Annotated in this window: 13 protein-coding genes; 12 read left to right on the forward strand and 1 reads right to left on the reverse strand. The window is 57.9% G+C overall.

The window, feature by feature from the left end:
* Positions 1 to 3: 3 nt before the first annotated feature.
* On the reverse strand, positions 4 to 1,005 hold the full coding sequence (locus O3S85_RS08665; protein ID WP_269539645.1) for a TAXI family TRAP transporter solute-binding subunit: 1,002 nt from the start codon (positions 1,003 to 1,005) through the stop codon (positions 4 to 6).
* On the opposite strand from O3S85_RS08665, the gene O3S85_RS08670 reads away from it, so the two are divergent.
* The 12 genes from O3S85_RS08670 to O3S85_RS08725 all read left to right on the forward strand — a co-directional run bounded on the left by O3S85_RS08670 (position 1,004) and on the right by O3S85_RS08725 (position 13,742).
* The gene (locus O3S85_RS08670; protein ID WP_269539647.1) at positions 1,004 to 2,497 is read left to right on the forward strand and encodes a TolB-like translocation protein; all 1,494 of its coding nucleotides are present in this window, start codon (positions 1,004 to 1,006) and stop codon (positions 2,495 to 2,497) included. The two genes, O3S85_RS08665 and O3S85_RS08670, sit on opposite strands and share 2 nt — an antisense overlap.
* Before the next feature lie 216 nt (positions 2,498 to 2,713).
* Entirely contained in the window at positions 2,714 to 3,643 is a 930-nt protein-coding gene (locus O3S85_RS08675) for a hypothetical protein (RefSeq protein WP_269539649.1), read from the forward strand.
* A gap of 44 nt (positions 3,644 to 3,687) precedes the next feature.
* Positions 3,688 to 4,281, forward strand: coding sequence for a PEP-CTERM sorting domain-containing protein (locus O3S85_RS08680; protein ID WP_269539650.1), 594 nt, complete (start codon positions 3,688 to 3,690; stop codon positions 4,279 to 4,281).
* A gap of 134 nt (positions 4,282 to 4,415) precedes the next feature.
* A complete protein-coding gene (gene gspG / locus O3S85_RS08685; RefSeq protein WP_269539652.1) occupies positions 4,416 to 4,874 on the forward strand; it encodes a type II secretion system major pseudopilin GspG in 459 nt (152 codons plus the stop codon).
* A 25-nt stretch (positions 4,875 to 4,899) separates the two neighbouring features.
* Positions 4,900 to 5,538 (forward strand): pilus assembly FimT family protein, encoded by a 639-nt coding sequence (locus tag O3S85_RS08690; RefSeq protein WP_269539654.1) that lies wholly within the window; start codon positions 4,900 to 4,902, stop codon positions 5,536 to 5,538.
* A 52-nt stretch (positions 5,539 to 5,590) separates the two neighbouring features.
* A complete protein-coding gene (locus O3S85_RS08695; RefSeq protein WP_269539657.1) occupies positions 5,591 to 6,046 on the forward strand; it encodes a type II secretion system protein in 456 nt (151 codons plus the stop codon).
* The gene (locus O3S85_RS08700) at positions 6,036 to 6,710 is read left to right on the forward strand and encodes a PulJ/GspJ family protein (RefSeq protein WP_269539659.1); all 675 of its coding nucleotides are present in this window, start codon (positions 6,036 to 6,038) and stop codon (positions 6,708 to 6,710) included. The genes O3S85_RS08695 and O3S85_RS08700 overlap by 11 nt, the downstream gene beginning before the upstream one ends.
* Positions 6,707 to 7,900 carry a type II secretion system minor pseudopilin gene (locus tag O3S85_RS08705; protein WP_269539661.1) on the forward strand — a complete coding sequence of 398 codons (1,194 nt, stop codon included), beginning with the start codon at positions 6,707 to 6,709 and terminating at the stop codon, positions 7,898 to 7,900. The genes O3S85_RS08700 and O3S85_RS08705 overlap by 4 nt, the downstream gene beginning before the upstream one ends.
* A 39-nt stretch (positions 7,901 to 7,939) precedes the next feature.
* Positions 7,940 to 9,163, forward strand: coding sequence for a PilN domain-containing protein (locus O3S85_RS08710; RefSeq protein WP_269539663.1), 1,224 nt, complete (start codon positions 7,940 to 7,942; stop codon positions 9,161 to 9,163).
* 23 nt (positions 9,164 to 9,186) lie between these two features.
* Entirely contained in the window at positions 9,187 to 9,705 is a 519-nt protein-coding gene (locus O3S85_RS08715; RefSeq protein WP_269539665.1) for a hypothetical protein, read from the forward strand.
* Between the two features lie 6 nt (positions 9,706 to 9,711).
* Positions 9,712 to 12,027, forward strand: coding sequence for a secretin N-terminal domain-containing protein (locus O3S85_RS08720; protein WP_269539667.1), 2,316 nt, complete (start codon positions 9,712 to 9,714; stop codon positions 12,025 to 12,027).
* The gene (locus O3S85_RS08725; protein ID WP_269539669.1) at positions 12,027 to 13,742 is read left to right on the forward strand and encodes a GspE/PulE family protein; all 1,716 of its coding nucleotides are present in this window, start codon (positions 12,027 to 12,029) and stop codon (positions 13,740 to 13,742) included. The genes O3S85_RS08720 and O3S85_RS08725 overlap by 1 nt, the downstream gene beginning before the upstream one ends.
* Positions 13,743 to 13,753 lie beyond the last annotated feature (11 nt).

A 13,753-nucleotide genomic window follows, 5' to 3' on the forward strand; every position in this document is an offset into this window, starting at 1 on the left:
GCTTTACGCCAGGTCTTCCGTGGCCGACTGGTTGTCCGGGTGCAGGGCGAGGAGGCGTCGGGAGAGCAGGCGGTTTTCGATCTTGCGGCATAGGCTGTTGCTCTGCTCCAGGAAGATGGAAAACATGCGGTCGCCGATGAGGTCGTCGCCAGTCAGCTCCGTTAGCGCGAGGTGCTGGAGCTCGGTGGTTTTGCGATGCAGGGCGCGGAGCTCCTCGGTGCAGGTGGTGTCGTTGAGCTCTTTATCCAGCTCGAGCGTGCGGTTGACGAAAATATCCAGGCGCTCCTTTTGAATTTGCAGGCTTTCTTTGCGCTCTTCTTCGCGGAGCTGGCGGTAGCGCTGCCAGCCGAGCCAGAACAAGGCGATAAATGCCACGATCAGCTCCTTAGCGGCGGAAAGGGACTCGAGGAAGCTGGCCACGGTGTCGATGCCGGCGTAGGGCTGCAGGTAATTGTGGCTGGCCGGGTGCCAGTTGGGCGCAAGGCGTTCCTCGGCCTCGGTTTGGCTGAGTAATCCGGGGAACTCCCGCTGCAGGCGCTCGCCAAAGACGACATCCAGCGTGGCGTCGATCAGGGGCTTGGGCGCGCTGCGGAGGACGGCGAGCCGCGCGGTGCTGGAGAGGGTTTCCACTGGCACCGGCGGAATGCCCCGCATGCCGGAGTAAATGCCGCGCGGGATTTCGTTAACCGTGTAAAAGTTGTGGTCGAAGGCGATGGCGCGGGCGTCGTCAATGGGCAGCAGGCGATAGCCGCCGCTGTTCAACATTTGCCGCAGGCCGGGGCTGCTCATGCTGGTGATCTCGATGGCGGCCTCGACTTCGGGCAGGAGCGGCATCTCGTATGTCTCGCCCCACTGGGTGGACTCCGGCGAGGGCGTGATCCCGTAGTGCTCGAAGATGACCTCCGCATGCGCGTGGTCGGCGGAGCCCGGCGGCCCGTAGATGATGTGTTTGCCGTTTAGGTCGGTGATGCGGCGGACATTCGAGGTCGTGGCGGACAATGACATGGACGAATTCATCGTAAACCGGTGCCACGACCGCCATCTGCGCGGTGAGCAAGGTGTCCGCCGAGACCATGGCCAAGTCGACCTTACCGCTGGCGAGCAGCTCGCGGTTGGCGATGGAGCCGTCGGTGTAAATGACCTCCACCTCGGCCCCGGTCGCAGCGCGGAGCTCTTCAGCGATCATCTGAGTCAACTGGTTAAAGGAGCCCCCGCGAATACCGCCGGCAATGGTGACCTTGTCCGGCATGCGCTCCCGCGTCCCGAACCAGACGGCGAGGGAGAGGATCAGCAGGGCCAGCATCAGCAGCGCAATGCTTCGGCGGACCGTGGCGGTTTTAATTTTACTCACGTAGCGGCGTTGTTGGGGTGTATCACAATGGGTCGTGGCGGAAATGTCGAGCCCGGCCTTGCCAGCGCGCCGCTGGGCCACCAAGTTGGGCGCATGCAGGCGGGATCTCTACCTCTGACTCTGGCCCCCGGATGGAAGAACGTTCCACCGCAGGCCACCGGGCGACACTTGGTCTGGAAAAAAGACCGCCGATGGCGCGCCTCGGACACGGATTTCAACAACCCCGGCGACCTCGGCCCATGCAGCCCGATCGACTGCCCCGTGGCCTACGACCCGACCCGCGAGCTCATTTACCGCTACCACTGCGCCCAGTGGGGCGATCGCCGCGACGCCAGCGAGCTGCGCCAAATCCGCGCCGATGGCAGTGGCGACGACAGGCTCTTTGGCTTGGGTCTGAATAAGTGGGCGCTGTGGCTGTGCCGGTTTTTGCCGGACCGGGATGCCCTGGCGGCCCTCGTTGCCACCGAGATGCCGAGCAAGGCCGACGGCACGGTCGTGATCCAACACCAGCTGGCGTGGTTCGATGTCGCCAAAAAACAGTCCCTGCTGGTGAATTTGCCCCGCGACTGCTTTTACCCGCTGGACCTTCACCCCGGCGCGAAGCGGGTCCTTTTTCATGGGGCGGAGGGCTACCAGGTCGTCGATTTCTCCGGCCGGCGGTTGTATCGCCTTGGGCCCAAAGGCCTGCCCGAGGGGCGCGGCGGCAGCTTTAACCCCAACAACCCGGACGAGCTGGTCCTCGGTGGCGGGGGCATCATGCTGGTCCGCCGCGACGCCACCTTCATCCGCCTGCGCGACCGCGGCGTGAACCCCGTCTGGTCGCCCGATGGGCAGGATTTGTTCTTCGCCGAGAGCAGCAGCGATCTCTGGCACCGTGCGGCGGATGGCTCCATCGAGCGCTTGCTCTCAGTCGCCGGCAACCGCTATTCCGAGGTAAATCGCGCGCGCCCGGTGCAGATTACCCGTGATGGGCGATACCTGGCGCTCGCGATCACGCGTCGTGTTCGTCGACAGGCCGTCGAAGGGGCCTACACTCAGGGCGAATCCAGCGGCTGGGCCGAAATACCGGCCGTCTGCATTCTTGATTTGGTCGAGAAAATCGCCTGGCAAACCTCTGCGAATGGCCCGGTTTGCTGGCTGGAGTAAAAAATATGGAATAATTTTCTCCGTTAACGTCTCTTTAATGAGTCACGTGATATTAACTCTCTCGTAACCAAGAGGATGATCTAAGCCTGAGTCCGTTAGGTTATGAGTCTTAATGTCATACGAGTTCCTAAAAAAAAAGTTGCGCTCAAACCTATTTGAGCACATGCTTCGATCAAAATCCACTTACCTGGCCTCACACATCTCCTTAAACTTGTCATGAAACTACTTTCCAAACTTTCCATCATTGCAGGTGCTGCCGCACTCGCGACCCCGATGCTCACCGCCCAAACGACCGAGGTCGCCACCATCCCGGTAGGTGTTGTGGAGATGACGATTCCCGCAGGGAACACGGTTGTTGCTCCAATTTTTGTCAATGCCAATGACTTTCAAGGGAATTCAACTTCACTAGTAGAAGGATCTGGTGTTACGACAGTGAACTTTGGTTCTTCCGTGTTTACTGCTGGTTCATTTAACGAAGGTGATTTTCCCGCATACTACCTAGAGGTTGTTGCTGGAGATGCGGAAGGCTACGCTTTTGATATTATTTCAAACACTGGCAGTTCTGTTGTTGTTGCTGGTCTGCTTAAGACGGACATCATGCTCGACGATGTGGAAACTTTTGCTATTCGTAAGCATATTACGCTCGGCCAGTTTTTTGGACAAGCCGATGCTATTGCACGTCGTGATGAAGTTAAGTTCTTTAATTCCGATGGCAGCATCACAATTGCTTCCTACACGGGCAGTTCATGGGTGTCTTCAGCGGGTACTGTAGATGAAAAGCCCATCTATGCAGGGACTGGCTTTATTAGCACGTTGAGCAACGACATCGCAGTTACTGCCACTGGTACTGTGAAGTCCACTAAAACCGTGGTTCCTATCTATCTATTGGCTCAGCTTAATCTAGTTGCCACTGGCAGCCCCGTCGAAATGTCTGTCGCATATAGTGGGTTGGGTGATCAGCTTGCACGCCGCGATGAAATCAAGTTTTTGGCTCCTGGAACATTAGACACAGTAGCTATTATCAGCGCTAACGGAAGTGGTGGATTTAGTGGCAGTGACGTGACGGAGCTGCCTGCAGGTGAGGCTTACATCTTCACCGTTTCGAATGACACTCACGTCACACTTCCTAGCATTCTTGACAATTAACTTTTGTCTGTTATCTGCTAATTACATTCTATTGAATCTTTACTATGAAAAAAATAGCCGCACTCCTTTCTCTTGCAATTGCGCCAGCCTTTAGCTTCGGGGCCATCACAATCAGTATTTATGCTGAAACACTCGATGGTGTATATCTGAATCCGGATTTGTCGCCTGTTAATCAGACCTATACAATCTCCATTGGTACACTCTCTGGTCTTACTACTTTCTCCGACTTCACCAATCTTTCGGCGTCTGAACAAGCCGATTATTTAGTGAATATTGGTTCTAATTTCGAACCGGTTGGCACTTATAATTTTGAAGCGAATGGGCAGTTGGTCCTCATTCCGGCTTACAATGGTGATGCACCAGCACCACAAGGCACTCAGCTTTATACTTTTGTGAAAGATGCCCTTGGGACTGTTCAAGGTCTCTTCACTAGCGAAGGTACCAATGATTGGATCGTTCCAGCTGAAAACGGTAGTGCGCGTCTCTTTCTCAATGCAGGGACACCTACAGCACTGATCGGTGGCATCAGCGGCGACAATGCAGTTCTTCAAGCAGTTCCCGAGCCTTCCACCTACGCGCTGCTTGCCGGTGTGATGACGCTGGGTCTGGTGGCATATCGCCGTCGTCAGAAGGCGTAAGTATTGCCAATTAATTTTTCCTGTCCCCCTGGCGTAAGTCAGGGGGATTTTTATTGTCTGAATCAGGCAGCTGGCCTAGTTAGGTTATATTAAATCGGTAGGAACTTTCTTGGCCGAACCACCTCTTACATACCATGGAAATGACTTCTCATCGCTTGAATCGTGGGGCTCCGAAGCGTGCTGCCGGTTTTACTCTTTTGGAAATTATCATCGTTGTTGGCTTGATCGCCGCCTTGGCTGGCGCGTTGATCGTCGGTTTGCAGGGCACCGGAACGGCGGGCCAAGTCCAGATTGAGAAGCAATTTGTCACGACTGGAGTGAAGGCTCCGCTGATGGCCTACCGGCTAAACATGGGCGATTATCCTTCTACGGACCAAGGCTTGGCGGCGTTGGTCACGGCTCCCGCTGGTGTCGGCGGCAAATGGGTCGGCCCGTATTTGGACAAGGCAGCCGTGGATTCCTGGGGACAACCTTACAACTACCGTTACCCGGGCACGAACAACAAGAACGGCACGCCCGACATTTGGTCCAACGGGCCAAACCGCCAAAATGAAGAAGGCGGCGGTGACGACGTAAACAATTGGGATCAGTAATTCTGACCCCGGGTCTTAGCAGTTCATGATCCGCCATTCGCGCCAGCTACAGACTCATCGCGGGCGCGCGTTTACGCTGATTGAAATAGTCTTCGCACTGAGCCTGATTGCGCTCATGGCGGGCTTCGTGGCGTCGTATAATTTCGAGAGTCTGCTCAACAACGCCGGGACCAAGCCCGCATACGAGATCTTCCGCGAGGCCACGCACGAAGCGCGACTACAGGCCATCAACGAGGCCAGCGTTGTTTATCTGTCCTACGATCCGGAGTCGCAAAAGTTCCTGCTGCGGACGGATGCGGCCCCCGCCATTCAGGAGGAAGACTCCGGCTTTGGCACGCTGCCCACGGTCAACCGCTATGGTTACCTTGAAGACGAGGAGGACGATGAAGCGGTGGTGGAGCCAGCGTCGCGGACCGAGTTTCAGGTTTACGATGAAGACCTGGAGGTCATTTTTCGCGGGTTAAAGGCTGAAAGCGACGGGGTTGCGGACTTTTCGGGCGAGTATTTTGAGGAGCCGCTTCCATATTTGGTATTTCACCCGAGCGGGGTATCGAGCCTCGCGGAGGTCATTTTGCGCGATGCCAATGGCGATGAATTAGTCCTGACTTTGGATGCTTTTTCAAATGGTCCACAACTTTCTCTGGATGAAGGGGTTGGATTTTAAAGTTTCCGGAAACAACTAGCTATGCCCGCAGTCATTAATGCGGGCCATCTCCATGAACACCTGTCGCCAAAATCGCCGTGACGGCTTTACCTTGATTGAAGCAATCTTGGCGATTGGCTTGTTTGCGGTGGCCTCGGGCATGCTGATTCAGGCGGCGGTTAACTCGGTTTTCGCCTACGAAGCGGTTAAATCCAACTCCGACCAGAGCCAGATTTACCGTTACCTGCTGCGCTCCATTGCGGCCATTGAGGACCAGGAAGAAATGGAGGATGGCGGCGATTGGCAACTACCCGATGACACGACTGCGAACTGGGAAGTGGTCATCGAAGACACCGAAATGGTGGACCTCTTTCACGTTACGGTGGAGATTGAACTGGAAGATGATGATGAGCCGACTTCCTTCGAGCTCTACCTTTACCGGCCGGACTGGTCTTCGGTCGATACCGACCGCGAAACGCTGATCAACGACCGCCGCGAAAACCTGGAGGACCGACGAGATGGATTCTAGGCCACGCAGCGCACGAGGATTCACGCTGATTGAGATGGTCCTGGTGATTGGCTTGTCAGGCTTTTTGCTGATGGGGGCCGTGTCGCTTATCTTTGGGCTGATGATGCTGAAAACCAGTGCTGAAGCCGCGCCTCAGGAGTCGGAACATATTGCCAATGTGCGGCGTTTTCTGGAGTATGTCTTCGCCGAAGCCGAGCCGATCCAGAACCTTGGCGACGAGGGCGGGGAGCCGCCCGAAGAGCCCGTCTCGTGGCGCAACATGCCGGGCAATAGTAATTTAAATGAATTCCTGCTGGCATTTCGCCTGCCGGGCAAGATCCCGCTTTTTGCCGACGACGAGCTCTACGCGCCGGAGGTGGATTGCTACCTGCGGCTGATCGACGACGAGGGGCTTTATCTGTATTGGCAGTCCGACGATATGGCCGACGAGAACATCGATGATTTTCGCCGGAGCCGCATCTCGCCACTGGTGACCAAGCTGGAGTATCTCTGGTATGACGCCGAGGACGAGCGTTGGGATGTGTCCGAGGAGATGGAGGAAAACGACGAAGGCGGCAACGATGTCCCGCAGTTCATTCGGCTGACTTTCGGGCAGGATGAGGACACGGCGACGACGGCGCTTCTGCTGTTGCCACCGGGAGAAGAGGGGGTGCCGCGGTTATGAAATTAAGCGTCCATTCCCAGGCCACTCGCCGCCAAGGATTCCTGCTGCTCGTGGTGTTGGTATTTCTATTTATGGCCGCGGCGCTGGTAGTGTCGTTGTCCGAAAGCATGTTGCGCAACATTCGTTCCACGGCGACGGCCTCAGCGCGGGATGACCTGCGGATCACGGCGTTTTCCGCGATGGAAATTGCCCTCGCGACGCTGGCGGAGATCAAGGAGCTCGATGGAAAGCTGCACAGCCCGTCCCAAGGCTGGGGCAATCCGATGAGCTACGCCCCGGTGCAGTGGCCGGCGAACACGACCGTCACCGTGACGATCACCGACGAGACCGGCAAGATTCCGCTCAACCCGCCCAATCGCGAGCGCATCCAGCAGCTGCTGGACTCGCTCGGCGTGGATTTCAGCCAGGGCGAGGAGCTGATCGATGCCTACATGGACTGGATCGACGAGGACGATTTGGAGCGGCTCAACGGCGCGGAGGAGGACTATTACCGGAATATGACACCGCCTCGCAAACCGCCGAACCAGCCCATTACTTCGCATGACGCCTTCCGCTACATCAAGGGGTTTGACGAGTTGTTCTTCACTGAAAGCGGCGCGCCCAACGCCCTGTTTAAGCGTTTCAAGGACTCGACATCCTTTTACCACGAGCACGAAGTAAACATCAATACCGCCTCGGATGCCATCTTGGGCATGTTGGAGGAAAACGCGGGCCTCGATCGCCACGCGCTGGACGATCTCAAGCTGGGCCTCGACCAAAAGGCGGGCACGGAAGACGATGGCTGGCCGGCCAGTGCGGACGATATCACCATCAACTCCGATGCGCCAGTGGGCTATGAGGCGCACGTTTTCCGCATTACCGTGCAGGTGGAGCAGGGGGACAAGCAGTTCCAGCTCGCCGCGCTGATCGACGATGAAGGCGGCTCCGACTCCAGCAACGGCGGGAACAATGGCGGCAATGGCGGAGGCAACAACGGCGACGTCGCAGGTGAGGGCAATGGTCAGTCGGGCAACGGCCTACTCATCCCAGGCGAGGTTAACGTCGAGCCCAATCCGCAGTCGGATGATGAGGAATCGAAAACGGGTGATTCCGGCGGCTCCAGCAGTCAGAGCGTCGAACATTCTGTTGTTTACACTAATGGCCAATGGCGCTTCTTGGAGCTGAATGAGAATCGACCGGAAGACGGTTGATTTCTTGTGCACATGTCTTGATACTTCGCAATTTTCCCGATGCTGAAACTCCCCGACAATTTAATCCGTGTGGCAGAAGCCCGAGCACCTGAGGTGCTGCTGGCTCCCGGCGGGTATTTTTTCAGTCGGTTGGTTCCATTGCCGGAAGAGGTGGCGCGGCCGGAGTTCGCTCAAATTGCCGAGCTGACCTTGGAGGAGTGCGCCCCGTTTCCGTTGGAGCAATTGGCCTGGGGATTCATGGTCGATGAAGCGCGCCGCGAGCTGTGGCTTTTTGCGGCCTGCCGCCCGCGGATCGGTCTGCACGCCATTGAAGAGTGGGACGACGCAGAGCATGTCTTTCCGGCATTTTTGCCGCTGCTGCTCGCTTTCCCGAAGCCACCGAAGCACTTGGTTTGGCGCTCGGAGGAAGAAGTGCTGCTCCTGGAGTTTGATGACGGTGCCCGCTTTCCGAAGCGCCTGCGGCATCGCAAATTGATCGAGCCCGTTGAAGACGAGGAGACCACCCCGGCCGTGGAGGACCTTGTTGCCGACTTCCTGCGTAGCCAGGGGCTGAGCCCGGATGAGACGCCGGTTTACACGCTGGAGGATACCCAGGTGAGCGCTGACCGGCAGGTCTCGTTTATCATTCGGCGGGATGAAGAAGGTGCCGCGCCGGAGGAGCCGGTTGACATGACCGACATCGAGGCCAGTTGGTGGGCGGACCTGCGATCGCCGGAGTTCATCGAGTCGGAGAAGCGTTCCCGCCGTTGGCAAAACAATCTTTGGACGGCGTTAACGTGGTCTGGCTGGGCGGCGATCTTTTTGATTTTTATGGTGCTGTTCAACTTCGTGGGCAATGTGCTCGTGGAGCGGCGGCAGGATAAGATTGTGGCGCAGCAGCCGGGCGTCATCGCAGTGCAGCAAAATGGCGAGTTCCTCATTAATCTGCGCCAATCGACCGACCGTCCGCTGAAACCCTACGAGGTGCTGGGGCTGACGAATCTCAACCGCCCGATTAAAAACATCTGGTATCGCGCGGCGGAGGTCGACAACAAGGACGGCGTCACGATCCAGGGTTACGCGAATAGCGTGAACGAGGTGAATGACTTCTGGCGCACGCTGGTCAACACCGGGCAGTTCAAGCTGCGCCAGCCGGCCAACGTCCGGAAGAAGGGCAACGTTTACGAGTTCACGCTGCGTATGGATTACATTGGCTCGACGGATGACGTTAGTGAATCCGTGGCGGCGATGGATGCGCCGCAAAGCGAAGGAGGTGCCCAATGAACCTGCGTCAGCTTTTTCAGCGCATGACGTCCCGAGAAAAGACGCTGCTCGTCGCCTTCGTGTGGGTGATCCTGATCATTTTGTTTAGCTTCACGCTGAAGGATTTTCGCACCTTCCTGAGCGGCTGGTCGGCGACAGGGCGTGAGTTGAAGCAGCAGCAGACGTTCTTAAATCAGGCGGCGGATATTAACAGCGGCCTGGATCAAGAATTGGAATTCTACAACTCGGAGCGCATTTACGATTTGGCTTCGTTGACCGGGCGTGTGGACCAGTTGGCCAAGCAGGCGGGTATTTCGAACTTTACGTTCAACACCAACAGCGAGGAGCAGGACATCCACGTGGAACACACCATCCGCCTGAATGTCCGTGATACACCTATTGACAAATTAATGGCTTTGGACGCCGCGCTCAATCTGGAGTCGCCGTATATTAACAAGGCCGGAGTCAGCCTGAAGTCAGACACGCGCAATACGGAGCTGCTCGACGCCACCATCATTTTAAACTCTTTTGAACTAAAACCCGGCGGCATTACCGCCAACTGATAAACTATGTTCCTGAGCGCCATCGCAAACCCCTTCGCTCGCATTTGGCTGGTTTTTACCACGCTCGGCCTGATGGCTGGCGCGCCGCTTCTCGCGCAAAATGACCCCGAACCGGAGCCGCCTGTCGCCGGTGAGATGCCACTGCTTACCGCCCCTGGCGGTAGGGGGGCGCCCATGCGCAGCCCGGCTCAGTCCCGCGCCGAGCCCGTGGTCGCAACGTCGACCCAGGAAGTCGAGCTGATGATGGTCGACATGGAGCTGAACGATGTGCTCCTCAACCTGGAAAAGCTGACGAAGAAGCCCATCATTCGCTCCCAGTCGTTGCCCGCGGTGAAGATCAATTTCGATGGCCTTGGCCCGATGACCAAAGATGAGGCGATCCTGGCCATTAAGAGTTTGCTCGCGCTCAACGGCGTCATCATCACGGACATGGGTGACGGCTTTTTAAAGGCGGTCAATGCGGCCGGCCAGGGTGGTGCAACGGCGCAGGTGCCGGAGTTTATCCACGGCTCCGCGCTGGAGATGCAGCCCAGCCAGGCCTACTACACGAAGTTTTTTAAGTTCAACTACCTGGATGCAGAGAAGGAGGGCACGGTCGTCGTGCAGTCGCTGAGCTCCGGCGGTGTGAACCCGGTTGTGTTTCCGAAGAACAACGCACTGCTCGTCACGGACATGCTCGTGAACCTTCAGCGTATGGAGGAGGTGCTCGATACCGCCGATACGCCCAACTACGACAATGAGCGCATCTTCTTTTTCTCGCTGCGGCACATCAAGGCACCGGACCTGGCGCAGCGCCTAACGAAGCTCACCACCGGCACGTCCGGCATCGCGCGTTACTTTAATAACAACACCATCTTCGAGGCCGATGAGCGCACGAATCAACTGATCGCGATCACGCACCCATCGAACAAGCCGATCCTCGACAACCTGATCGAAGAGCTCGACAAGGACGTGGAGCCGATTACCTCCAGTGAGGTCTTCTATATCAAGCATGCGCAGGCCACCGAGATCGATGCGCTGCTGGAAGAGGTCATCACTGGTCAGCAAAATGCGCGCGACAAATCCGAGAGCGCCAAAAAGCAAAACACCGGTTCGCCGGAGTCCAACACCGCACCCGGGGCGGGTGGCCAGGATGCGCTCGTTGCCGACACCGCGCCGCTGCCCACGCCCACTCAGGGCCTTGCCGTGGCGGAGATTGGCAAGAACCTTCAATTTTCCGACTTCGTAACCGTCGTCGCAGATGAGCGTTCCAACGCGATTGTTGCCTACGGCACGAAGACAGACCTCATCCAGATCGAGCGCCTCATTGAGCAGATCGACGTGTTGCTCGCACAGGTGTTCATCGAGGTGCTGATTGCCGAAGTGACTTTGACCGATGACGCCGTCAGCGGCTTCAGCTCATTTAGCCTCACCGGCTCAAGCGCAGTTGGCGGCTCGGTGCTCGACCCTGCCGCAACGTCGAGCTGGGCGCTGGGGGGCACCGGTAATTCCAATGCCAACCTCGCTTCGCCGTTTTCCTTTACCGCCTCGTTGAATCCCGATGAGTTCCGCGTGATCATCCAGCAGGCCGCGGCTAATTCCAATATCCGCATCCTCTCGGTGCCCAACATCGTGACGACGCACAACCAGGAGGCGAACGTCAACGTCTCGCAGTCCCAGCCGATCATCACCAGCTCGGTGACCAACCTCGCCACCGGTGCCACCAACGGCACGACATCCAACGACGTGCAATACCGCGACATCGGCATCCAGCTGACGGTCAAGCCGCTCATCGGAAGCAACGGCATCATCCAAATGGAGATCGAGCAGATCGTGGAAAACGTTGTTTCGACGACTCAGGTCAATGGCTCTGAGCAGCCGATCATCGGTAAGCGCGAGGCGACGTCGTTTGTCAGCGTATCCGATGGCGAGGTGATTGTCTTGGCGGGTTTGCAGGCCACGCAGTTTAGCAACGGTGACGGCAAGCTGTGGCTCTTGGGCTACATTCCGTTGATCGGCGACTTGCTCAACCCGGAGTCCGAAACCAACGAGCGCCGCGAGCTGATGATCTTCATCCGCCCCACGGTTTACTTCGGGCCGGATGACGCCCATAAGCACGCGCAGGAGGTTATCTCGCGTTTGGATAATGGTGCCGACGTGCAGACCTTCCTCGAAACCGACGACATGACCCAGGTCACCAAGATACAGCGCGAACAAACGCTGGAGCTGCAGGAAGAGTTGGAAAAGCAAACTGGCGAAGACCACCTTTTCAACGTGAACGCGCCGAATACCAACCCGGACGATAAGAAGAACGCCAAGCGCTCGCCCTACTCAGGCAAATAATGGATGACGTGCCAGACAGTTGGCTTGAGCGGCTCGATGAGGAGCAGCAAGAGCACTTTGCCGAAGCGCCCCGCCAGGATCGCGTCAAGTATTTGGCGGGCATTTGGCAGGAGCAGGAAGCCGATGTCTTTCAACGCATCGCCAGCGAAACGAAGACGCCGGTGCTGGAGGTTATCCGCCAATCCGAAGCGCCGGAAGACGCCCTGCCGCTGCGCCTCATCCACGAGTATCAGTGCATGCCGGTACAATTGGAAGAGCATGCTGGCGAGCTTTGCCTGGTGACGGTTTGGCCGCCGTCGCCGACCATGAGTGACTGGGTGCTCGCCGCGACGGGCCGCGAGCCGCGCTGGTTCCTCGGCGATCCATCCGACGTGGCCGAGCTCATCACGCAGGCCTACGGCGTTGGCTCGGGCAGCCTGGATGAGCAGGACATGGAGGGCTTTGCCGACTCCGAGCAGCAGGACGACGAGGAGGACGAGGACGCCGCGCTGATCCGCTTTGTCAACGAAGTCATTTCCAAGGCCATCGCCGACCGCGCGACGGACATTCATTTCGAGCCGCAGAAGGAAACGCTCAACATCCGCTACCGCATCGACGGCGTGCTGGTGGCCGTCCGCGTTCCCGAGAATTTAAAGACCTTCCAGCGCGCGATCATTTCGCGCCTGAAGATCATGGCGAAGCTCAACATCTCCGAGCGTCGCCGCCCGCAGGACGGCCGCATCGCATTCAACTACGGTAACGAAGAGCTGGATATCCGTATCTCTTCGCTGCCCACGATGTATGGCGAAAGCATCAGCTTGCGCCTACTTTCCGACAAGACGCAGCCGGTCACGATCGAAGACCTCGGCTTCATGCCGGCCGACGTCAAGATGCTCGACACCATCCTGCAGCGCCCGCACGGCATCATCCTCGCCACGGGTCCGACCGGTGCCGGTAAGTCGACGACGCTCAGCTCTTTCATCCGCCGCATCCGCGATCCCCGCCGCCGCATCGTGACGATCGAAGACCCGGTCGAATACGAGATCGACGGCGTCAACCAGACGCAGGTGCAGAGCGAAATTGGGCTGACCTTTGCCAGCAGTTTGCGCTCCGTGCTGCGCCAGGACCCGGACGTCATCATGGTCGGGGAAATTCGAGACGGCGAAACGGCGGACATCGCGATCCGCGCCTCGCTGACCGGTCACTTGGTGCTTTCCTCGCTCCACACCAACGACGCGCCGGGTGCCATCACGCGACTCATCGACATGGAGATCGAGCCGTTCCTGATCGCCTCGTCGGTAGAGATGGTTATTGCCCAGCGCCTCGTGCGCCGCATTTGCGGGCACTGCGCCGCGCCGGCAGACATCGAGCTGCACGAGCTCAGCTCCTGCCTCATGGCCATGCACATTCCGGCGTCCGAGGTCACCGAAGCGCACCTCGTCAAAAAGCCAGTTGGTTGCGAGCGTTGCCGCGGCTTAGGCTTCCGTGGCCGCGTGGGCCTGTTCGAAATTCTCCGCATCAACGACGCCATTCACGAGTTGATCATCCGCCGCGCCTCCGCTTGGGAGATCCGCAAGCTGGCGGAATCGCAAGGCATGGCCACGCTGCAAATGAGCGGGTGGAACCAGGTCAAGCGCGGCATCACGTCGCTGCCCGAGGTTATGCGCTACGCCGATGTGATCAGTGAGGAAGAAGAAAAAGCCAGCGACGAACAGCCCGGCAAACCCGTTTCCTAACCCGCCTCACG

This window comes from Cerasicoccus sp. TK19100 (assembly GCF_027257155.1).
GTDB classification, from domain to species: Bacteria; Verrucomicrobiota; Verrucomicrobiia; order Opitutales; family Cerasicoccaceae; genus Cerasicoccus; species Cerasicoccus fimbriatus.